The sequence below is a fragment of the Deltaproteobacteria bacterium genome (assembly GCA_016178705.1).
Classification (GTDB): Bacteria; Desulfobacterota; Binatia; order HRBIN30; family JACQVA1; genus JACOST01.
Window position 1 is genome coordinate 39,150 of record JACOST010000028.1, and the last position, 21,988, is coordinate 61,137.

General features: G+C 64.3%; 20 protein-coding genes. 12 read left to right on the forward strand and 8 right to left on the reverse strand.

Features of this window, described 5'->3' with window-relative positions:
* Positions 1–6 precede the first annotated feature (6 nt).
* The 6 genes from HYR72_17210 (at position 7) to HYR72_17235 (ending at position 2,905) form a co-directional block, all read left to right on the forward strand.
* Entirely contained in the window at positions 7–516 is a 510-nt protein-coding gene (locus tag HYR72_17210; GenBank protein ID MBI1816720.1) for a periplasmic heavy metal sensor, read from the forward strand.
* Positions 517–587: 71 nt separating this feature from the next.
* Positions 588–1,136, forward strand: a complete 549-nt coding sequence (locus HYR72_17215) for a sigma-70 family RNA polymerase sigma factor (protein MBI1816721.1) — start codon at positions 588–590, stop codon at positions 1,134–1,136.
* Positions 1,133–1,633 (forward strand): hypothetical protein, encoded by a 501-nt coding sequence (locus tag HYR72_17220; GenBank protein ID MBI1816722.1) that lies wholly within the window; start codon positions 1,133–1,135, stop codon positions 1,631–1,633. Before HYR72_17215 ends, HYR72_17220 begins: the two co-directional genes overlap by 4 nt.
* 28 nt (positions 1,634–1,661) lie before the next feature.
* Complete coding sequence (locus HYR72_17225; protein MBI1816723.1) at positions 1,662–2,159, forward strand: periplasmic heavy metal sensor; 498 nt, start codon at positions 1,662–1,664, stop codon at positions 2,157–2,159.
* Positions 2,160–2,204: 45 nt separating this feature from the next.
* Positions 2,205–2,357 (forward strand): hypothetical protein, encoded by a 153-nt coding sequence (locus HYR72_17230; protein ID MBI1816724.1) that lies wholly within the window; start codon positions 2,205–2,207, stop codon positions 2,355–2,357.
* 167 nt (positions 2,358–2,524) lie between these two features.
* Positions 2,525–2,905 (forward strand): nuclear transport factor 2 family protein, encoded by a 381-nt coding sequence (locus HYR72_17235; GenBank protein ID MBI1816725.1) that lies wholly within the window; start codon positions 2,525–2,527, stop codon positions 2,903–2,905.
* A gap of 29 nt (positions 2,906–2,934) precedes the next feature.
* Here HYR72_17235 and HYR72_17240 read toward each other — a convergent pair whose 3' ends face one another.
* Positions 2,935–3,723 (reverse strand): enoyl-CoA hydratase, encoded by a 789-nt coding sequence (locus HYR72_17240; GenBank protein ID MBI1816726.1) that lies wholly within the window; start codon positions 3,721–3,723, stop codon positions 2,935–2,937.
* A gap of 725 nt (positions 3,724–4,448) precedes the next feature.
* On the opposite strand from HYR72_17240, the gene HYR72_17245 reads away from it, so the two are divergent.
* The 6 genes from HYR72_17245 to HYR72_17270 all read left to right on the forward strand — a co-directional run bounded on the left by HYR72_17245 (position 4,449) and on the right by HYR72_17270 (position 10,439).
* Positions 4,449–5,726, forward strand: coding sequence for a Rieske 2Fe-2S domain-containing protein (locus tag HYR72_17245; protein ID MBI1816727.1), 1,278 nt, complete (start codon positions 4,449–4,451; stop codon positions 5,724–5,726).
* 33 nt (positions 5,727–5,759) lie between these two features.
* The gene (locus HYR72_17250; protein MBI1816728.1) at positions 5,760–6,233 is read left to right on the forward strand and encodes an aromatic-ring-hydroxylating dioxygenase subunit beta; all 474 of its coding nucleotides are present in this window, start codon (positions 5,760–5,762) and stop codon (positions 6,231–6,233) included.
* Positions 6,234–6,364: 131 nt separating this feature from the next.
* On the forward strand, positions 6,365–7,645 hold the full coding sequence (locus tag HYR72_17255; protein ID MBI1816729.1) for an LLM class flavin-dependent oxidoreductase: 1,281 nt from the start codon (positions 6,365–6,367) through the stop codon (positions 7,643–7,645).
* Positions 7,642–8,469, forward strand: coding sequence for an alpha/beta fold hydrolase (locus tag HYR72_17260; protein MBI1816730.1), 828 nt, complete (start codon positions 7,642–7,644; stop codon positions 8,467–8,469). The genes HYR72_17255 and HYR72_17260 overlap by 4 nt, the downstream gene beginning before the upstream one ends.
* 123 nt (positions 8,470–8,592) lie before the next feature.
* Positions 8,593–9,753, forward strand: coding sequence for a beta-lactamase family protein (locus tag HYR72_17265; protein ID MBI1816731.1), 1,161 nt, complete (start codon positions 8,593–8,595; stop codon positions 9,751–9,753).
* Positions 9,754–9,965: 212 nt separating this feature from the next.
* A complete protein-coding gene (locus HYR72_17270) occupies positions 9,966–10,439 on the forward strand; it encodes an SgcJ/EcaC family oxidoreductase (GenBank protein ID MBI1816732.1) in 474 nt (157 codons plus the stop codon).
* A gap of 27 nt (positions 10,440–10,466) precedes the next feature.
* On the opposite strand, the gene HYR72_17275 is transcribed toward HYR72_17270, so the two are convergent.
* From HYR72_17275 to HYR72_17305, 7 genes are all read right to left on the reverse strand, one after another.
* The gene (locus HYR72_17275; protein MBI1816733.1) at positions 10,467–14,948 is read right to left on the reverse strand and encodes a protein kinase; all 4,482 of its coding nucleotides are present in this window, start codon (positions 14,946–14,948) and stop codon (positions 10,467–10,469) included.
* Between the two features lie 86 nt (positions 14,949–15,034).
* Entirely contained in the window at positions 15,035–15,424 is a 390-nt protein-coding gene (locus HYR72_17280; GenBank protein ID MBI1816734.1) for a PIN domain nuclease, read from the reverse strand.
* Positions 15,421–15,621 carry a type II toxin-antitoxin system VapB family antitoxin gene (locus HYR72_17285; GenBank protein ID MBI1816735.1) on the reverse strand — a complete coding sequence of 67 codons (201 nt, stop codon included), beginning with the start codon at positions 15,619–15,621 and terminating at the stop codon, positions 15,421–15,423. Before HYR72_17285 ends, HYR72_17280 begins: the two co-directional genes overlap by 4 nt.
* A gap of 195 nt (positions 15,622–15,816) precedes the next feature.
* Positions 15,817–16,839 carry an OmpA family protein gene (locus HYR72_17290; GenBank protein MBI1816736.1) on the reverse strand — a complete coding sequence of 341 codons (1,023 nt, stop codon included), beginning with the start codon at positions 16,837–16,839 and terminating at the stop codon, positions 15,817–15,819.
* A 214-nt stretch (positions 16,840–17,053) separates the two neighbouring features.
* Positions 17,054–20,326 (reverse strand): DUF748 domain-containing protein, encoded by a 3,273-nt coding sequence (locus HYR72_17295; protein MBI1816737.1) that lies wholly within the window; start codon positions 20,324–20,326, stop codon positions 17,054–17,056.
* Positions 20,327–20,407: 81 nt separating this feature from the next.
* On the reverse strand, positions 20,408–21,112 hold the full coding sequence (locus tag HYR72_17300) for a hypothetical protein (protein MBI1816738.1): 705 nt from the start codon (positions 21,110–21,112) through the stop codon (positions 20,408–20,410).
* A gap of 26 nt (positions 21,113–21,138) precedes the next feature.
* On the reverse strand, positions 21,139–21,975 hold the full coding sequence (locus tag HYR72_17305; GenBank protein MBI1816739.1) for a hypothetical protein: 837 nt from the start codon (positions 21,973–21,975) through the stop codon (positions 21,139–21,141).
* Positions 21,976–21,988: the final 13 nt, after the last annotated feature.

Below are 21,988 nucleotides of genomic sequence, written 5' to 3' on the forward strand. Positions count from 1 at the left end.
AGCGACATGACGAAACGCAAGATGCTAATGATTGGCCTGGTAGCTGTTGGTATCTACGCAGCGGCCGCCGACGCGCAGCCGATCCCACCGGGGCCACCGATGGAACACCATCATGAGGGACCCCATTGTGGGCACATGAAGGGTGGAGGTCCGGGACGGCTCATCCACTTGCTGCTGCGGTCCACTGATCTGACGGCGGACCAAGAGACTCAAGCGCATCAGATTCTCGACGCGGGTCGCGTTGCTGTGCAGGACCTTTTCACCCAGTTGCATCAAGCCGATAACGATCTGGCGAATCTGCTACTCGGTGCGCAAGATGTGCTACCCGCTGCGTTGACGGCACAACAAGCGCTCATCACCCAGTTACAACAGCAGTTGGCACAACACGAAGCCGCCACCGTCTTGGCGATCCGCGCCATTTTGACGCCGGAACAGTTGGCCCAAGCGAGCGCCGCGTTGAGTGACATGGAGGCCCGGCACGCCGACGAATCGCGCCGCTTCGGAAATGGCGGTTGACCTGCACGCGTGTCGCAAGCGACGACGAGCGGCATTCAATTCCGTGTGCGGAGGACGGAACGGACGAGAGCGTGAAAGCGGCGGCAGCGAAAGATCAGTCAGACTACGACGCGCTCTTCCGGACGCACCATGCGCGCGTCGTGCGCTTGTGCCGACTCTTGCTCTCCGATCCAGACGAGGCTGATGACGTGACGCAGGAGGTTTTTCTCAAATTGTTCCAAGCCTGCGAAAAATTGTCTCAAGCCTACGAACTGGGCGATCGTGAGATTGCCTGGGGAGCGTGGCTCACCCGGGTTGCCGTCAACGGGTGCCGGGATCGGCGACGCTCGGGCTGGTGGAAGTGGTGGCGCGAACGGCACGAGGAGTTTGCGGAAGCCAACCTACCGTCGGCGACACTCAACCCCGAGCAGCAGACGCTGAGTAACGAAGCCCGGCGCGGAATCTGGCGATGCTTCCGACAGTTGTCGGCGCGGCAGCAAGAAGTGTTCGCCTTGCGCCAATTGGAAGGCTGGTCGACCGAAGAGGTAGCGCAAACGCTCGGGCTGAGCCCAGGCAGCGTCAAGCGTCATCTCTATCGAGCGGTCCATCACATGCGCACCGGGCTGGGAGGTTACCGATGAATCGATGCCTCGACGAGCGCGCGCTGCTGCGGATGTACACGCACGACGGTAGCGCCGCCGAACAATCCCATTTGCGACTGTGTACGGAGTGTACTGAACACTACGACCAACTGGTTGGCGATCTTGAAACGATCGGCCACGCGCTCGCAACACCGCCACCGGCCGCCGTCAGCCGTCGCGCGTTGCCCGCTCGGATGTCTTGGGTGCCTGCCGGAATCGCGGGTGCGGCGCTCGCGGTCGTGATGCTAAATTTCGCCTGGGTTCGGCATTCATCGCCAGTACAGGTGGCGACTCGCCTTCACAACGTCTCGGCGTTCGCCGGGGACTTGTCCGATGCGCTGTTTGCGACGTCCGACGCGAGCGCCTTTGTGCCGCTAGCTGAGGAGGCTCCATATCTCGAGGCCGCGCTCAACGCCGGCCAACCCTGCACGCAGGATCAATTTTTCCGTGGCGCGTGCACTGATCAATTCTCCGCTCTCATGATTGAAGACGAGTAAGGACGAACAAGATGGAGGAGATTGTCACATGTTGAAGTCCAAACTGCTGTTCACCGGGTTGGTGTTGGCCAGCCTGACCTCGGCTCCGCTGCACGCGCAACCGATGGGCGGACCTCCGATGGGCGGACCGCCGATGGGCCGCATGATGCACGGAGACGATCCGGCGATGATGCTCCACATGGTCCTCAAACAGGCCAATCTCACAGCCGACCAGCAGGATCAGGTGCGGAAAATCATGGACGCCGATCATCAGAATTTGCGCGCGCTGTTTTCGAAATTGGAGGCGGCCAACCGTCAGTTGGCCGATAAGCTGTTTGGCCCGGGAACGGTCCAGCCGGCCGACTTGACGCCGCAGGTGCAGCAGATCACCCAGCTCCGACAACAGTTGATGGAGCAAGGCGTGAAGACCGCCTTAGCCGTGCGGGCCGTGCTCAGCCCGCAACAACTGGCCAAGGTTGCGCAGACCAAAGATCAACTCGAGAAGCTGCAAACGCAGATGCGCAATATTATCGAGGGCAGCGACTAAGTCGACCAGAGGCGCTCGAATGGCAAAGTACAGCGGAGGTGCACGATGAAGCGAATTGCGATGCTGATAGTTCTGAGCTTAGGGCTGGCGATCCTCGGCAGGTTTTCCCCGACTGCCGCCAATTGTGGGCAAGCGATCGCTGCCGACGACGACGGCGGAGATGACGGCGACGGGGATGACGACGACTCCGGTGCCTAGCGTCGAGGTCGGCGCTCTGGGCCACACCCCAGAACGCCTGGTCGTCTCGACCATCCCACACTTGGCTTCGGTTGTGGTGACCGCGCGCGCTTGATTTGGGCGCCGAGCTGGATTCGGGACGCGTCTCCGTCTATCTACGCGGCACGCGCAACGAAGGGAGATGCGACATGAGTAGCGACCCCCATTTGCAGCTGGCTGAACGCCTAATGGCCGCGATCATGGCGGGCAACGTCGACGAGGTGCGCCACATCTACGCGCCGAACGCCGTGATCTGGCACAACAACGACAACCTCGAGCAATCGGTCGATGAGAATCTCGCGGTGCTCGGGTGGGTGGTGAAGCACGTCTCGAATCTGCGCTACGAGATCATCCGGCGACAACGCATGGACAGCGGCTTCGTGCAGCAACACGTCCTGCGCGGCACCGCTCCGAACGGCAAGCCGCTCGAAGTGCCGGCGTGCTTGGTGTGCACGGTGCAGGACGGCCGCATCACGCGGCTCGACGAGTACCTCGACACCGCGCATCTCGCGCCGCTGGTACAACAGTAGGCAGTAGGCAGTTGCGAGCCAAGGGGAGATTACTTGCCCGATTGCTGGCGACCTCTTGCCTGGATGCCGGCGCGGCGGGTGGCGATCTGCTCGGGGGTTAATTCGCGCGCATGCTCGGTAGACGCCTTGGTCTCGAGGCGCAGGCCCTCGCCCAAGGTAGTGGCGTAGCCCTCATCGATTACGCGTTTGTACGCGCGCATCGTCTCGGGCACACAGGAGAGAATGTCCGTTGCGAGTCGGCGACAAGTCGGCAGAAGGTCCTCTGGGTTGACGACACGATTCACCAAGCCCCACGCCTCGGCCAGCTCTGCGGAAAGATAGTTGCCGCTGAGGGACAGCTCCTTGGCGCGATAGATCCCGATCACTCGCGATAGTTTCTGACTCAATCCCCAGCCGGGCACGAGACCGACACGAGCATGGGTGTCGGCGAAGCGCGCGTTGGTCGACGCGATCAGAATGTCGCACGCGAGCGCGAGTTCGAAGCCACCGGTGATGGCGAAGCCGTTGATCGCGCCAATGATCGGCCGATTGAACGATGTTAGCGCGCGCACGACATCGGCGCCGGCGATGGCGGATTCGTTATCGCTCGGTGGCTCGCTCTCGCCGCTGAGTTCTTTGAGGTCTAACCCCGCGCAGAAGGCTTTGCCCGCGCCGGTGAGAATGACGACGCCGGTCCCCGCGTCGTTCTGGAGTTCAGCGAACGCTTGCACGATCGCCGCGCGTAAGGCGCGTGACAAGGCGTTCATCGCCTTGGGGCGGTTCAAGGTAAGCGTGGCGATGCCGTCGCTCTTTTCAATGAGGAGAAGTGGTTCGGACATTTGATCCCCCTTCGTGTCTTCGCTCAGTTCGTATCCAGCAACGGCGCCGTCGGTGCAAGTCCGAGGCGTCGCTTGCGGGACTTCCGCCTCCGTAGACCGTTGAATCGCGGCGTGTGTCCAAGTTGAAGGCGGGCTGCGCCGCGCGCGGATGTGAGAGAAAACCGACGGCGCGGTTTTCTCTCACGCTCTCTTTCGCGTCCGCTGCGCTCGGCGGAGCCTGCCCTGAGTAGCGAAGCGTATCGAAGGGGGCCGCTGCTCCCTGAGTCGGCCTCACGCGAACGCCGCGCGACGACGGCGCCGTGCTGCGATACCAATGCTGGGCTGCTCAACGCCGAGGGTAGCCTCTGGGCTTCTGTGATCCGAGCGTCCCGCGCTCTCGCGAAGAGGTTCCGATGGCTTCTCTTCTTCTCTTGCCGGGCATCCGACTCCAACTGTGAAGGGAGTACGTGGCCTTCTTGAATCCCCGCAGAGGCCGTCGCTCGCGTGCAGCACTCGACCATTGGCGTGAACGCGGGGGTCGTCACTCGCCAATCTTTGCGCGAGGCCGTCGCTCAGTGACGCGCCCCATTTGCCCGGCTCTGAGGCGGGAAAGGAGAGCACGAGAGGAAAACCGGCCGCGGTTTTCCTCTCGTAGGGGCGCGGGGGCGCAAGCCCCGCTTCTAATGATTCCAGAGCGGCCGTGGCCCTGCTTGCGTCGCTGCCCGGCGGCGCGGTAGCGTCGCTCCATGCCGCGAGTTCGGACGCGGGCGGGGACGCCCGCGCTACCAAGAAGAAAGACGACGGGACGATCGCGGCAGTGGCCGGCTGAAGGCAACTGCCGTATCCCGTTCTGGGTCTATTCCGATCCCGCGATCTACGCGCGTGAGCAGGAACACATCTTTGGCGGCGCGAGCTGGTCGTACGTCGGGCTGACGGCTGAGATTCCCAAGGCGGGCGACTTCAAGCGTACCTTCATTGGCGATCAGCCGGTGGTGGCCGTGCGCGATGGTGAGGGCGGCATCAATGTCGTCGTCAATCGCTGCGCGCACCGCGGCGTGCAATTCTGCCGCGTCAATTTGGGCAACGCCAGCGAGTTCATGTGCCCCTATCATCAGTGGACCTACGATCTGCGCGGCAACTTGATCGGCGTGCCGTTCCGCAAGGGGCTGCGACGGCAGGGCGGCATGCCGGACGACTTCACGTTGGCAGATCATTCGCTGCAGCAGTTGCGCGTTGCCGAGCGCCACGGCGTCATCTTCGCCTCGTTTGCCGCGGCGATGCCGTCGCTCGAAGACTACCTCGGCGCCGCGATGCTCGCGTACCTCGACCGCGTCTTCGATGGCCGCGCGCTGCGCGTGCTCGGCTACATGCGGCAAGTGATTCCAAGCAATTGGAAGCTGATGTTCGAGAACATCAAGGACCCGTACCACGCCAGCCTGCTGCACGTGTTTCTCGTCACCTTCGGATTGTTTCGTGCGGATCAACCGTCGGCGGTGCAGATGGATGACAGCGGCCGCCACGCCGCGCTGATCTCGCGCCGCGGTGAGCAGCCGCCGTCGGCGGGGACGGCGGAGATGAAATCGTTTCTCGCTGACTTCAAGCTGAACGATCCGACGCTGCTCACGCCGGTGAAGGAATTCCCCGGTGACGCGACCGTCGTGATGCAAACGATTTGGCCGAACCTGATTGTCCAACAACAATCCAACACCCTCGCCACGCGCCAGTTGGTCACTCGCGGACCGGACGCGTTCGAGTTGGTGTGGACCTTCTTCGGCTACGAGAGCGACAGCGCGGAGATGACGCAGATCCGGTTGCGCCAGGCGAATCTGATGGGACCGGCCGGCCTGGTGTCGATCGACGATAGCGAGATGATGGAGTTCTCGCAGGCCGGAGTGTCGTCCGCGGACGCCGGCGCCGCTGTGATCGAACTCGGCGGGCGCGACGCCGCCAACACCGACCACATGATCACCGAGACCGCGATCCGCGGCTTCTATCGCTACTACCGCGAGGTGATGGGCTTGTGAGTAGTAGGCAGACGGCAGTGGGAGGAAGGGCCGATGGATCGCTACGCGCTGCGCATCGAGATCGATGAACTCTACGCCGACTACGTCGCCTGTCTCGATGACGACGAATTGGAGCGCTGGCCGGAGTTTTTCACCGATTCGTGTCTCTACAAGATCGTCCCGCGCGAGAACTACGAGCGCGACCTGCCGCTCGCGCTGATGATGTGCGAGAGCCAGGGGATGTTGCGTGATCGCGTCGCGGCGGTGCGCAAGACCAGCGTATTCGCCCCGCGCGCTCTGCGCCATCTGGTCGGCAGCATCCGTATCAACGAAGAGCCCGACGGAGGCCTGCGCGTGCGCGCGAACTTTGTGCTGATGCAGAGCACGATCGACCAGGGAGTGGCGGTGTTCAACGCCGGTCAGTATCTCGATCGCCTCGTGCGTCTGGATGGACGACTCAAATTCCAAGAGAAACTGTGCATCCTCGACGGCAGCCTGATTGCCGGTTCGCTCATCTATCCCATCTGAGCCCATCGCAATGTGTGGGTAAATTTGCGGGCAAATTTGCCGGCAAAATTTGCGGGCAAAATTTGCGGGATTGATTCGCGCGACGGGGTGCGGTTATGCTCCGGCTCGCACGGCCGAAGGGAGACCCAGCGATGAAGTTTACGTGGTTCCATCTGATGCCCTATCGTTGGCTGCCGACTGACTTTCGCGAGCGCTATCACGGGGTGTGGGTCGACGTGCCCAATCGACTCTACGATCCCGAACGCGGACACGCGCTCTACAACGAATACCTCGACATGCTCGAATTCGCCGACCAGTGCGGCTTCGATGCGGTCGGCGTCAACGAGCATCATCAGAACGCGTACGGGATGATGCCATCGCCCAACCTGATGGCCGCGGCGCTCACCCGCCGCACCACCAACGCCATGATCCTGGTGCTCGGCAATTCGATCGCGCTCTACAATCCGCCGGTGCGCGTGGCAGAAGAGTTCGCGATGCTCGACGTGATATCCGGCGGGCGCCTGATCGCCGGCTTTCCGGTCGGTACCTCGATGGACATCAACTATTGCTACGGCCAGAACCCGGCGACCGTTCGCGACAAGTATCGCGAGGGGCACGACCTCATCATCAAGGCGTGGTGCGAGCGCGAGCCGTTTGCGTGGAACGGCAAGTACACCAAACTGCGCTACGTGAACTTGTGGCCGCGGCCGATCCAGCAGCCGTATCCGCCGATCTGGATTCCCGGCCTTGGCTCGATCGAGACCTGGGACTTCTGCCTCGATCACGACTACAACTACAGCTACCTTTCGTTCAGCGGCTACAAGCGCGCGCTCAACATGATGAACGGTTACTGGGAGCATTGCGCGAAGAAGGGCAAGGAGACCAATCCGTATCGCGGCGCGTTCTTCCAGCAAGTGTGCATCAGCGATACCGATGCGGCGTGCGAACGCGAGTGGTGGCCGCACGTGGACTATTTCTTCAACAAGTGCTTGCACCTCTATCCCGGGATGGCGGGCGCCCCCGGTTACATGTCGGAAGCGTCAATGCGGGCGGGCGTGGTCTCCCAGGTCGGCAATACCAAGGGCAACATGGGGATGGACAAAACGTGGAAGGAACTCGTCGATCAGCGCTACATCGTCGCGGGTTCGCCTGAGACCGTGCGGCAGCAACTGGAAGACCTGACGAAGTCGCTTCGCATCGGGCACTTGATCCTCGGCATGCAGATCGGCTCGGCACCGATCGATCTGGTGAATCGCTCGACGGAGGTATTCGCGCAGCAAGTGATGCCGAAATTGCGCCCGATCTGGAATGAGTTCGAAGATCACTGGTGGCCGAAGGCGCTGCCGAGCGCGCGGCGCGTGGCACCCGGCAGCACCAACGAGCCCACCGCGCGCGCGGCGCTGGTGGCCAGCGGACTGGAGGCGCGGTCGTGAGCGCGGATACGGCGAAGTCTCGTATACTGGCGCTCGGCGCCGAGCGCCCGACGATTGAAGTGCTCGAAGCTGGCAGCGGCGCGCCGTTGCTGTTCCTGCACGGCGCCGGCGGCGTCGCGGCGTGGGCGGGGGTGCTGCCGCTGCTGGCGCGCGAGTTTCATGTCTATGCACCGCTATTGCCGGGATTCGGTCAGTCCACCGGTCTCGACTATCTCGACGATCAGTTTGATTTGTTTCTGCACGGCTTCGACGTGATGGATGCGCTCGGCTTGAACCAGCCGTACGTCGTCGGTGAGTCGATGGGCGGCTGGATGGCGGCGGAGATGGCCGCGCTGCGTCCCGACAAGATCGGCCGGCTCGCGTTGGCGGCGCCGATCGGGTTGTGGCGCGACGAAGCACCGGTTGCCGACATGTTCGGCATGATGAACCACGAGATGGTGCCGTTGCTGTTTCACGACGTCACGTGTCCGGCGGCGCAGGCGATGCTCGGACTGAATGCGCTCATCAGCGACAAGGACGATCGCACCGCCGCGCAGGTCGAGACGCTGATCGCGTTAGCGCGCGGCGCGCGCACCGCGGCGAAGTTTCTGTTCCCGGTACCGGAGAACGGACTCGAGCGGCGGCTATGGCGCATTCAAGCCGAGACACTGATCGTCTGGGGCGCCAATGATCGCTTCATCGCGCCGTCGTATGCTGACATCTTCAAGCAGAAGATCCGCAACGCCCAGGTGTTGCAGATCCCCAATGCCGGCCATCTGCTCGCGCTCGAAGCGTCGGCTGCCCTCGGCAAGGCCTTGTGCGACTGGGGCAAGCGCGAACGTTAGTCCAAACAAGAGTGGTCCGCACAGCGGACCGTACGGAGATCTCGTAGGGGCGACGCATGCGTCGCCCGCGAAGTGACGCGAACCGCCGCCACCAAAGGCGGCGAAAGAAAGAGAGGATGCTCTGTGACCCCAACGATCCACGGAACTTGTGATGCGCGCTTCGCGCCGTTGCGCGACACCTTCGTGCGCAACTTCTCCACCTTCGGCGAGACCGGCGCTGCGCTGTCGATCACGATCGACAACAAGCCCGTCGTCGATCTGTGGGCTGGCCACGCCGATGCCGCGCGCACCAAGGAGTGGCGGGCCGACACCATCGTCAACGTCTACTCGACCACCAAAGGGATGGCGGCGATCTGCGCGCACCGCTTGGCGGATCAAGGGCGACTCGACTTCGACGCGCCGGTGACGAAGTACTGGCCTGAGTTCGCGCAAGCGGGCAAGAGCGACCTGCCGGTGCGCTATCTGCTCAGCCACCAAGCGGGGTTGCCGGCGGTGAAGCGCGCGATGGAACCGCACGCGATGTACGAGCCGCTGAAGATGGCGACGGCGCTGGCGGCGCAGGAACCGTGGTGGCAGCCCGGTACCAAACACGGCTATCACGCGGTGACGTATGGCTGGCTCGTTGGCGAAGTGGTGAGGCGGATCACCGGCAAGACGCTCGGCACGTTCTTCCGCGACGAAGTGGCGCAGCCGCTCGGCGTCGATTTCCACATTGGCTTGCCGGTGGAACATGAGCCCCGCGTCGCACCGCTAATTCTCCCGCCACCGCCGACGGCGGAGCAGGCCGACCTGTTTGCCGAGATCCTCAAGGACCCGGAGTCGATGCTCGCCAAGGCGTTCATCAATCCGCCAGTGCCACTCGACGCGGTCAACTCGCGCGAATGGCGCGCCGCGGAAATTCCCGCGGCCAACGGGCACACCAACGCCCGTGCGCTGGCGCGCGTGTACGGTGTGCTCGCGAGTGGTGGTGCGCTCAACGGGACGCGCTTGCTGAGCCAAGCGGCGATTGATGGCGCGCTGATCCAGCAAGCGGACGGACCCGACGCGGTGCTGCCGCTCCACACGCGTTTCGGCCTCGGCTTCATGCTGTCGACCCCGAAGGAAAAGATGGGTCCGAACCCGCGCACCTTCGGCCACGGCGGCATGGGTGGCTCGATGGCATTTGCAGACCCCGACGCGCGTCTGGGGTTCGGCTACGTGATGAACGAAATGCACAGCGGCCTGTGGCTGATCGACCCGCGCCCGGTGGCGTTGATCGAGGCGCTCTACGCGTCACTGGCGTGAGCACCGATGCGTTTCGATCAAAGCTTTGCGCAAGACGGCCCTCGATACGATCGCTTCGCGATCTACTCGGGCAAACGGATATTTGGAGAGATCGTGAAAACAAACCGCTTCCCCGAGTAGTCGCACTGAGTAGAAGCCGAAGGCTTCGTATCGAAGGGCGGCGCATCGAGGGGCTACTTTATGCAGCGCTCGCTCAGAAGGAGGGACAACCAATGACGCTAGTTACCAAGTCGCTGTGCACTGCGACGATCACTCTCATTGCGCTCGCCGTCGCCGCCGGCGCGTCGGCCAAAGGACACGGCTCGAAGACCCGCGCGGCAATCGAGGCCGCCAACCAACGCTTCATGGTGGCGGCTGCTCGGGGTGATGCGACCGCTATAGCGGCGCTCTACACCGCGACGGGAGAAGTGTTGCCTCCCAACGGCGAAACTCGCAGCGGCACCCAAGCCCTGGAGGCATTCTGGAAAGCCGCGTTGGATGCGGGCGTCAAGCAGGCCAAGCTCGACACTGTCGAGGTGGAAGACTGCGGCGACACGGCCTACGAGGTCGGGCGGTACAGCATGAGCGGCGCCGATGGGCAGGCGATCGACACGGGAAAGTACATCGTGGTGTGGAAACGGCAGAGGGGTCAGTGGAAGTTGCACCGCGATATCTGGAACAGCAACCGCGCGGTGGGCGCGAAGTAGGCCGCGGCGAATCAAGCGCGATTCATTTCAGTCCGCATCCCACGCGACCGCGTGGATTCGCTGCGGTTCGGTGATGCCCTTGAGCGCTACCTCGCGAGGCGCGCCGAAGCGCGCTGCCGTGTCGCCGGTGGCCGCCTGCAACGCCGCCGACACCAGGATCTCACCGCCTTGCGCCGTGCCGGCGATGCGCGCGGCGAGCACGACGTTCTTGCCGAAGAAGTCGTCGGCCTCGCGAATCACTTCGCCGGCGTGCAAACCGATGCGGACGCGCAACGGCTCGTCCGCATGCCGTTGATTGTAGGCGGTGAACCCTCGTTGCATGGCGATGGCGCAGTGCAGGGCGCGCCGCGCACTCTGGAAGACGATCATGAAACCATCGCCTTGCGATTTCACTTCGACGCCGTTGTGGGCTGCGACGTGCTCGCGCACGATCGCGTTATGGGCGCGCAACACGTCGAGCCATTTTCGGTCGCCGAGACGCTCGTTGATCACGGTCGAACCCTCGATGTCGCTGAACATGAGCGTGACCGAGCCGTCGCTCGCCGCAACCGAACGCAGATCGGGGCGGTGGCGTTGCACGTCCGCGGCGACGACCTCGATCGAGGTGGTCATCGTGCCCGACTCCACGCCTTGCGCGCGCAGCTTGAGTGCCAGCGCCATGTCGAGCCAGCCCTTGAGCCCGAGTTCCTGCGACGTGGCGAGCGCCGCGCCGAGAAGGACGCGCGCCTGCTCACGATCGCCCGGCCCGTCGCGGTCGAGCCGCATGCGAGCGTAGTCGATCTGCGTGCGCGCTTCCCACGCGCGCGCGCCGAGCCGGCGATCCATCGCCAGCGCGTCTTCGAAGTGCCGCGCCGCGCCCTCGTAGTAGCGCATGACGCCCGCTAGGTTACCGAGGGCGCGCGTGGCTGCGCCGTAGGTGGTGGCGTGGGCAAAGTGTAGATACAGTTGTTCGTACGGCAACAGAGTCCGGTACAGCTCTTTCGCACACTCGGAGTCTCGCAGCAGCGTGCAGGTGTCGGCGAGGAGCGCAAGATTCATCAAGTAGTTGCTGTCACGTAAAGTTGCGAAGCCGGCCTGCGCGATGCGATCGAACTCCGCCCGCGCTTCCGCGTCGCGAGCGAGCTCGGCTAGGTAGCAGGCGAGATGGATGGAGTAGCCCTCGACATTCGGGTACAGATCCCGGCCGCGGCGGGTGCCGCGTTCGACCTCGGTCAACCGACCTTGGAAGCGCCGCAGCGCGCCGACCTGCGTAACGAAGACCTGAAATGCTGCTTCGGGCGCATGCTCTCGTCGCCCCAATGCGGCCTGAATGCACCGTTCCGCTTCATCGAGATGGCCTCGCCACAGAGCGCGGTCAGCCAACGTCTGATCCACAATGCGGACGAAGTCCCGTTGTCTGAGCTCGACCGCCAGACGCTGCAAATGAACAAGCTCACGATCCACGCCTTCGCCGTCTCCGCTCCGAATGCACTCGCGGAGGATGTTGGTCCGCGTGCGGAACTCCTGCTCGCGGTCACCGGTCTCGACAGCCAAACGCAGCGACTCGGTCAACAAGCCCCGCCGCTCGTCGCTCCGTACCGACAAGCCGAGGAAGAACACGCTGGCTTGCAAATGAATGGCAACCCGGAGCGACTCAGGGTCGTCAATCGAGCGCGCCAGGTCGATCGCATGCCAGAGTCGAGCATCCCGGTCGTCATTCGTTTCGACCCAACCGCGGACCACCGTGAGCGCGTACAGTATCCGCACGCGCAGCAGGGTGGGGGCATCTCCGAGTCGCTCCATCGCCTCGTTGAGAGCCTGGCTGCGCTCATCGATCGCGGACATGCTGAAAGGCGTCCCCACATTAATGGCCAGCCCGAGCGCGGCCCGCGCGAAGAGTTCCGCGTCATCCAGTTCGCGTGCGAGTGCGAGTGCACGCCGATCAGCCTCGTCCGCCTTCGGCACCGAGCCGGAGCAGATTTCCGCCGTCGCGAGCGCGAGCAGGATCTCGCACCGGCGCCGGCCGTCGACGGTCGTGCCGACCTCAAGAGTCTGCAACGCCCGCTCGTAGTGGTTGGCGGCTTCCTCGAAGGCGAGCAGGGCGCTCGCGCGCTCGGCGGCGCGCACCGCGTAGTCGACGGCCTTGCCGACGTCGCCGCCGGGCGCGGCCTCGCAGAAGTGATGCGCCAGCTCGGCGAGATGCGGCTCGGGCTTGGTGCCGTAGAGCGCTTCGAGCACCTCGGCGGCGCGGCGATGTGAGCGAATGCGCTGGGCAGTGCGCAGCTCGCCGTAGAGCGTCTCGCGGATCAACGCGTGCGAGAAGCGGTAACGGCCGGCAACCGGCGGCAGCGGGGCGATGATGCGTGCGGCTTCGGCTTCATCGAGCGCTTCGGCAACTGCGTCGACGGACAATTCACTGACGCCGGGGAGCACGCGCAGCTCGAACTCACGACCGAGTACCGCCGCGATCGTCAGCACCTGGTTGCAGCGTTCGGAGAGCGTGCTGAGTCGCCGGCCAATCACTTGCCGGACGCCTTGCGGAATCTCGACGCTCCACGATGCCACGGTGTCGGCTCGATCGAGACGCCCGTCCGACTGTAAGAGGCGCACGACCTCGGTGATGAAGAAGGGATTGCCTTCGGTCTCGCGGTACACCGCCTCTACGAGTGCAGGTGGTGGTGTACGGCCGGCGGTCAACTCGATGAAGCGCGCCACGTCGTCGCCGCTCAAACCGCGCAACAGCACACGTTCGCCGCGCTGATTGCGTACCAATTCGGCGAGCGTCTGTTCCAGCGGATGCTGGCGGCCGAGCTCGACGTCGCGATAGGTCCCCATCAGCAGCAGACGGGCGTCGCCGATTTCCCGCGCCAGGAATTCGAGCAACAGTAACGACGGCTTGTCCGCCCAATGGAGATCGTCGAGCACGACGACCAGCGGTTTGGCGCGCGATGCGTTCCTGAGAAACGTGGTGACGCTTTCGAACAGGCGGAACCGCGCTTGTTCCGGTTCGAGCCGGGGAGCGACCGGCAAGCCCGGTAATCGGTCCCGCACCTCGGAGACCACTTCGGCGATGTCGGCCGCGCCCGGACCCATCTCCGCGGCGAGCAGTTTCGGTTCGCGCGTGTGCACATAGGCGCGGATCGCGTTGACCCACGGCCAATACGCCGGCGCGCCCTCGCCTTCGTGGCAACGCCCCCACAGCACTTGCGCGCCACGCATCTGCGCGTAGGTGGCGAGTTCTTCCGCGGTGCGGGTCTTGCCGATACCAGGTTCGCCGACGAGGAGAAGAATCCGGCCGCGGCCGGAGAGTGCGTCATCGAAGGCGGCGCGCAGTTGCTGGGTTTCCTTGTCGCGCCCCACGAAAATGCCGCTGGCGAGGCGATCCAGTGGATTCACCGCCGGGCTTGACGCTGGTATCACTCCGGCGACGGCGCTCGGAGCGTTGGCGATTTGCGCGAGTCGCTCGCCAACGATCGCCGCGCTGGCGGGGCGCTGCGCTGGACTCTTCGCGAGCAATTGCAAGGTGAGCGCTTCCAGCTCGCGCGTGATGGCTGGATTGTGCCACGAGGGCGCGACCGGCGGTGTGTTGATGTGTTGGCTGATCACCGCGACCACATCGTCACCGAGAAAGGGTGGCCGGCCGGTCAGCAATTCGTACAGCAGTGCGCCGAGCGCGTAGAGGTCGACGCTGGCAGTCACCTCGCCGGACAGGGCCTGTTCAGGTGCCATGTAGGCGGCAGTGCCGACCATCGTCCCCATCTGCGTCAGGCGCGTCTGATCAATGTCGAGCGCGAGACCGAAGTCCCCGAGCTTGGCGCTGCCGTCAGCGGCGAGCCACACGTTGCCGGGCTTGAGGTCGCGATGGATGACGCCTCGTGCGTGCGCGTGATCGAGCGCGAGGCAGATTTGCTGGGCGATGCGCAGGGCGTCGGTGATGGATAGGGGTGCACGGCTATGCGCCGCTACAGACTCTTCGCTGCCTACTGCTCTCTGCCTACCGCCTACTGATTCACGCAGCAGATCATCCACGCTGCCGCCAGCCATGTACTGACTGACGATGTAGGCTTGTCCGTCCTCCTCGCCGATGTCGAAAACGGTGACGATGTGGGGATGATCGCCAAGCCGCGCCATCGCTTGCGCCTCGCGCTGAACGCGCGCGCGGCCCGCGTCGTCGAGCCCTTCGGTTTTGATCAACCCGAGCGCGACGTCGCGATCGAGCCGATGGTCGCGGGCGAGGTAGACGCGCTTGCGCGCGCCTTCGCCGAGGAGGCGCTGCACCCGATAACGTCCGGAGGCGAAGGCAGCAGGCAGGTTGTTCGTGGTTAGGTTGTTGGTTGTTTGTGGAGGAGGGGCACTACCGATTGCGGTCGGCGTACCGGCTCCCAGTGAGGCACCACATTCGCCGCAGAACTTCTCTCCCGACTCGTTGAATGCTTGGCACTGTGGGCAGCGCAGCGCGAGCAGCGCGCCGCAGTCCGAGCAGAACATCCGACCTTCACGATTGTCGCGACCGCACGTTGCGCAACGCATCCCCTACTCCTGGGTGACGCGGGATAGGACGGTGGTGTTCAACGACACGGGTCTCCGCGCCCCTCACGACGCCACATCGCGGGAACTCACGCTGTCTTCAGGCCCAAATGGTCGACCATCGGATCGAAGTCGCGATCGGAGTAGAGCAGCGGCAATTTCCGCTCAATGCAGTAGGTGCCGATCATCACGTCGACCGTCTTTCGCACCGTCACGCCGGCGGCGCGCAGCGCGCGGTAGTTGCGTGCGGCGCGAACGGCCAGGGTAGGACCGAACATGCTGACCACGGGGAACACTCTGAGCAGGCGGTATGCACGGCCAAACGCCTGCTCGCTCCGGAAACCTTGTAACACCTCGGTCAGCACGAGATCACCAATCACGATGGGTTGCTCTCCGAGCGCTTCGTGGAGTCGGTCGGTTTGCGGTGTCGCGCGACCGTTGAAGTAATCGATCCACACCGACGAATCGACGGCGATCATGCACGGCCATCGGCTCGCATGGCGTCCAGATCACCCTCCCAGCGCAGCTTGCCGCGCCACGCCTTGAGCGCGCGCTGGCGTTGCAAGCGCACGAGCACGCGGAGCCCTTCCTCCACAACGGCTCGCTTGGTCCGGATGCCGGTGGCTCGCTGCGCTGCGGCGATCAGCTTCTCATCAATCACGATGTTGGTTCGCATGCATCTCCCCTCGATGTGTATGAGCGAGCATACGTATACACACTCTTGGTGCGAGCGACAACGATTTCGTTCTATGCAGGATGGCGGCGAGAAACGTGCGGCGACGCCGAATCGCCGCACCGCGAGGATGCGCTCGGAGGCGTGATCGAGGCGGGCGATGCCAGAACGACATCGCCCGCCCGTGTGTGCGGATGCTTACTGGGTGTTGAGTTCGACGCGACGGTTCTGCTGCATCCCGTCGGCCGTCTTGTTGGTCGCCACCGGGTTTGCCTCGCCGAAGCCGACGATCTTGACTAAGCGGCTCTTCGGAACGCCACCCTTCTCCAGGTACTCGGCCACCGAGTTCGCGCGCTGCTCGGAGAGGTGTTGGTTGTACGCGTCGCCGCCGCGGCTGTCGGTGTGACCTTCGACCGACACGTTCACGTCACCGTTCTCCTTGAGCGTCGAGATCGCCTCGTCGAGAATCGGCTTCGCATCAGCTCGGATATTCCACTTGGCGGTGTCGAAGTGGACGCCGCGGAGCACGATCTTCTTCTTCATCGGCGCGGGCGGTGGCGGGGCTGGTGCTTCCGCCACGACGGGGGCAGGCTTCGGTGCCGGCGGTGGCGCATTGAAGGAGTACTTCATCGAGATGCCACCGGTCAGCCACTGCGCGTCCGATGGACCCTGTTGGTCGGGTTGTTGACCGATCAGTTGGTCCGGCTTCGGCGACATGTAGGCACGGTTCCATCGCCCCGACACGCCGACTGCGACTTGCGGCGTGAGGTTGTAGTCGAGGCCGCCGCCGACCGAGAAGCCGGGCGCTGAGTGTGTAAGGCTGCCGCTGACGCCGGCAAAGTATCCACCTTGCGCCGTCGCGTAGAACTCGAAAAGGTCGCCGAGCGGCAGTGACAAGCGCGGACCGACCGCGCCGCCGAGCACCGTGGTCATTTGGTTCTGGTTGTCGAGTCGGTGAGCGATGTTGGGGCGACTATCGTTGTCAGGCTCCAACGTGGTGGCGAGAAGCTGCGCTTGCACGCCGAGGTACTTGTTGAACATATATCCGGCGAACGGATTGCCGGCGACGCCTTCCTCTGCGTGCGCGAGGAAGGCATCGTTCGTCGGTTTTGCATAGCCAATGTCGACGCCGATATACGGGCCCTCGGCGGCACGTACGGACGACGCGACGGCCAATAGGCCTATCGACAGCGACGCAAGAAGCGTTCGTGAACGTTTCATATGCACCCTCCTTAACGCTATTGGCAGACGGAACAACTGCGACTGTTGGGCTCCGCTCATCGTACCCATCCTCAACCTACCCGCTTCGGCAACTAGAGGACTTCGAGCAAGAAGTCAAGTGCAGAAGCTGCTGTAAGTAGGTAAACAGTCGTGTCTATCTAGTCTTGAAGCTCGGCCGTGCAATGCCCGGCGCCGGCGGTGGACATGACCGTCGTCAGGAACCGGCGGTGCCGATTTGGACTGTCACTGAGGGCGTGGCATCGAGGATGTCTGCCGCGGGTTCGTGACGGGTAATGCGCTGAGCGTCGATGCCGTGCAATTCGCGCAGCGCCTGTTCGACGTACGCAAGGCGTCCGTTCGCCAACGCGCGCAATTCCTCAGGGGCGATCGCGGGGCGCTCAGCTAACCAGCTATCGAGCGTGGCGGCGTCGTCCGGCGACAACTCGCCGGGCTCGTCATTCGCCCGCGCATCGAGGGCGTGTTGGATGATCTCACGAGTGCCGCGCTGCGGCAGCCCGCGCAGCTTGCTCAGCAAGCCCTGCTTGCCCCACTCGGCGCGCAGCGCTTGCTCGCGCAGCCAACGCACGTCGGCGGTGGTGACGGCGGTTTCGAGGGTGACGCCGATGGCGGGCCGGCCGGCGACGAAGCCCGCCAAACGCGTGAGCTGCTCCTCGCCTTCGCTGGCGAGTGCGCTGCGCCCAGGGCGAAAGGCGATCGTGGGCGGCGCGCTGGTGGCGACCTTGCCGTCGCTGAACACACCGCCGACGAGTTTGAGCGGCGAGGTGAGCGCACCGACGATGGCGCTCTGCAGCGCACTGCGCACGACAGTGCCGAGACCGACCTGCATGCCCTCTGCGTCGGCGGTGACCGGAATGCCCAGCGCGATGTCCCCCTGCGGATCGCGCATCAATGCAAGCGCGAACGACAGTGGAATGCCGAATTGCTGCTGGAACAGCGAGTCACCGCTCGCCCCCTGCACATCAAGGCCGTGGAGAGTCAGCCAGTTGTCCGCATCGTAGCGTCCGTTGCCAACGCTGACCTTGGACGTCAAGGAGACCGCACCATCCCCGATGCTATAGCTCGAATAGTGCGCTGCATACGGATTGAATGGCAGCAGCAAGAGGTGGTCGGCATTCACCTCGATCCAGCCCGCACCGTCGCGCGCGAGCGCACCGAAGATGCTGAGCTTGCCTTCCGTGGCGCTGGTGGCGTCGATTCGCAAATCACTCACGGTCGGATCGGGCCAGCGCAGATCGCGCGCCGAAATGTTGAGGGGGGCGAGGCCGCCGTTGAAAAATGGCTTCACCGCGCGATCGTCCACCGCGATTCGCCCGTTCGCCAGCCTGAACGAAGCGAGCGTTACTTCGAAGGGTCGCGGCGGTGTGGCGGACTCCGGCGGTGTGGGCGGTGTCGCCGGCGCCGCGGCATCACCCGAGAATTTCGGCAGCACGAGACCCTCGGGCACTCGGGTCAGTTGGACGGTGGGATCGGTGAGGCGAAGGTCGCCGAGTGCGACCCGTAACGGACGCGCCGGCACATTCTGCTCGGTGGCAGGCACGATGAGTTCGGTGATCGGCAGATCGAGCGACCGAGTCGCCACGTTGAAAGTCTTCGGATCGGCGCCAACCAGCCGCAGATCGCTGAGCGTGAGGCGCCCGCGAGTGCGCAGATCGGCAGGCTGCGCGATCGGCGCCACCAACTCTGCGAGCGCAAGTTCGAGCGAGTGCAGAGTCAGCGTGAAGGCCTGCGAGCCGACACTGGCGATCTTTACGTCGCTGACCGTCAGCTGGCCACCCGCGTGCAGCGGACCAGCGATCGTGTTGGCATCGTCAGTCGAGGCGGCTGGCAGCAGCGCAGCGGCGAGCACCTCCGTGATCGCCAGGTCGATCGAGTGGATTCCAACGGTCACGCGCTGCGGATCCGGAGTAGTCGCGCCGAGGTCGGCCAGGGAGAGCTTGCCCCGTACTCGCAGATCACGTGCCGCAAGCGGACTTCCGTTTGCCGCCGCTATACCGGCTTCGACGGTCACGTCCGCGGCGAGCCGAGCGGACTGCAACTGATCGGGGGGCAGCGCGCCTGTCGTCGCGATCAACTCGGGCAGCGAGAGATCGGTGATGCGGACCGTGCCCGCAAATCCCAGCGGCGCAATCCGCGCGGCTCCATCGACGTTCAGCGAGCCCGTGCCCACACTGAGCGCTAGCTGAACTTGCGCGGGGCGTTCGGCGTCGTCTGCGAGGTCGCTGGCCGAAACCCCGACACCAACATCGAGCGGCGCGGCCGCACCGAGCACGTGCACGTGCGAGTCGGACAGGTGCAGGGCTGTTACGGTCCAGTGCCACGGAGCTTCCGGAGCGTCGGCGGGTGGGGGTGGCGGCGGTGCGGCTGTGTTCGATGGAGCTGCGTGGGGCCCGCCCGCCAGCAATGGCAACGAGTCGCTGCCCTGCGCGCGAACAGGAAGCTCCAGGCCAACGAGATCGACCGCTCCGACAACGACGCGATGATTGCTCAGATCGACGGGGTCGACCTTCACCGTCAGGGTTTGCCAGGCGAGCGCCGGTTCGTCGAAGTTCGGGACGCGCACGCTGACGTCACGCAACGTCACCGCGCCGCGCAATTCGTTCTGTGTCCCAGTGTCGAATCGGTAGGCCAGCGTTGCGTCGAGCGCGCCTTGCAGCGCGTTCCAGCCGACGTTCGGGATGTACAACCGGGCGCGTTGGATCGGCAGGTTCTTGGCTTCCACCTCGGTGTCAAACTTGACCCCCGCTTCACTCAACGTCAGATGCGCGTCGATGGTGAGCGATCCCTGCTCGAGCGCGAGCGCTAGGTGCAGATGCGCCGGCTCGCCGTAGAAGCCGGGGCTAACGGCTATGCCGGTGACTTCAACAGCGTCGATGGAGCTATCGATCGGTTCGCTGTCCTTGATTTTCAAGTCGCGAAAGCGCACCCCACCATCGCGCAGGACAAAGCGGTCGAGTCCGAAGCCCCAGCCAGACGCCGCTGCGGCGGGTGCCGCGGTGGGCGTGGCACTCTCTGGGGTGTTCTCCGGTGTCGGGGCTGGAGTGCTACTCGCTGGTACAAGTGCGAGCAAATTGATCCCGCCGTCGGCCAGCCGATCGAGCGCAACGCGGGGCGACTCCAACACGACCTCGCGCAGTTGGATCGTCTTGCGGAACAGCGGCAGCCACCGTACTTCGATGGCGAATCGCTTCCAGGCGATGAGCGGCGGCGCGGTGTTGGGCACATCCTCCGGCGAGCCGTTAGGTAGCGCCGCCCGCACGGTCACATCCTTCAGGGCGATGCCACCACGCAGCAGCGCGAGATCGACATCCCCAATTTCCACCTGCGCGTGCAACGCCTGCGAGGCTTGCGACATCGCGACCCGGCGAACGATCGCGGGCAACGCGATGCGGATGATGAACACCACGGCGAGCACAGTCAGCCAGCGGCGCCAGCGGTACAGGTGGGGGAGCAGCAACGAGGGAGACATCGTCGTGGCGTTCAGGCAATGAGTGGCATCTCTACACCGTCTGGTGGCGGCAGAGTAGAGCCCACGTGGGGAAGGATCGAGTTAGGGCGTTCCGCTGCCGCTGTCCGCACACGGTGGAGTGCCGGCGTTGGCGACGAGACGGCTGAGGAGGATCTGGTCGTCGGGCACCAGTGCGGATTTGTGCGCCAGACAGAGACAGAGGTGCGGATAGGCCGGGACCATGTCGCCGAGGGCGATGTAGGCTTCGGCCAGGCGCAGATGATTTTCGAGCGTATCGGGAAACGTCACCACCAGACCTTCGAGCAGTTCGACGCCGACTTCGGAGTCGCCGTGCGTGAGCAGCGTGCTGGGCGCGATCACGTACATCGTGCCGAGCAGTCGCGTCGCGGCGCCGTCGCGAAAGCTCGGGTCGAGTTCGCGGCTGCGGCGGGCACAGCGCTCGATGTCCCCGATCAAGTTGGCGCCGAGCAGGCCCCGCTGTTGGACGAATCGCCCGGTCACCGCGGCGCGCGCGAACATCGCGGGCGCCGTGTCCTCTTCGTGCGTGTGCACGATCTTGTAAGCGTACTCGCGATCGGCGGGGGTATCGGTGCGGGCATTGATCAACGCTTCGAGCGCGTCGCTCAGCGCCAATACGTCGTTGCTTTGTGCGGCGGCCGTGACTTCGGGGTGAACGGGCTTGCGGCCGGCACACGCGGACAGCAGGCAGAAGACGATCGCGAGCCACCAAACGGGGCGCAGCGCCAGAATGGGGCGGCATGCAATGATGCGAACGGAACACATCATGTGAATTGAAAGCTGCGAGAACTCGGCTAGTGGCCGTACGCGGCAATCGCGGCGGCGTAGTCTTCACCGCCAGTGGCGCTGAGCGAAACAATACCGACTTCGCCGCAGGCACCATGGCCATCGTCAGCGCACACCTTGCTCAGGTTGTCCTCGAAACGTTTGCGCTCGGCAGCGGGCACCGCCGGAAATGCCACCACCGCCATCGGCGGCAACTGCGCGCCCTGCCACACGGTGTGGATGCCGGCCGCGCCCTCGAGGTGCGGCAATTCCGCCAACTGCGCATCGTCAATCAGGGCGCACACCGCCTCGCCGTTCAAAACCTTCTTGATCGTCTGCAGCGGTCGTTGGGTTTGCATCATCGTGAACTCGCTCAGCTTGAACTCGTTGCGGGCGACGACCCGCTCGATGAAGCGCACGTCATCGGTATGGTCGCTGGCGAGCGTCTTGCCCTTGCACCCGGCGAGATCCGAGGCGCTCTGGCTGATGATCGAGTACTGCCGCCCGCCCACCAGTGACACGGCAACCTGACCGATGATCTCAAGGTGGTACTTGTCTTTCAACCCCAAGAACGCCGCCAGGGACAGGATGCCGTAGTGGGGATGCTGCGCGCTGATGAACGCCTCCGCCGCGCTGCGACTGACGTAGTACTCGCCTTTGGCGCTCGGCCAATCGTTGAGTTCGGCTGCCAGTGCAACGAACTTGTCGAGGTACGGCTGCGCCAGCGCCGGGCTACCGACTCCGTGCTCCTTCAAGACGAGAATACTCACGCTCGGGCCATCACCTTCGGCGAAGGCCGTCGCCGAGCCGGTCACTGCGGCGAGCGCAATTGCGAACTGGAGCATGACAATGACAGAGACGCGCACCCGTGGACCTCCT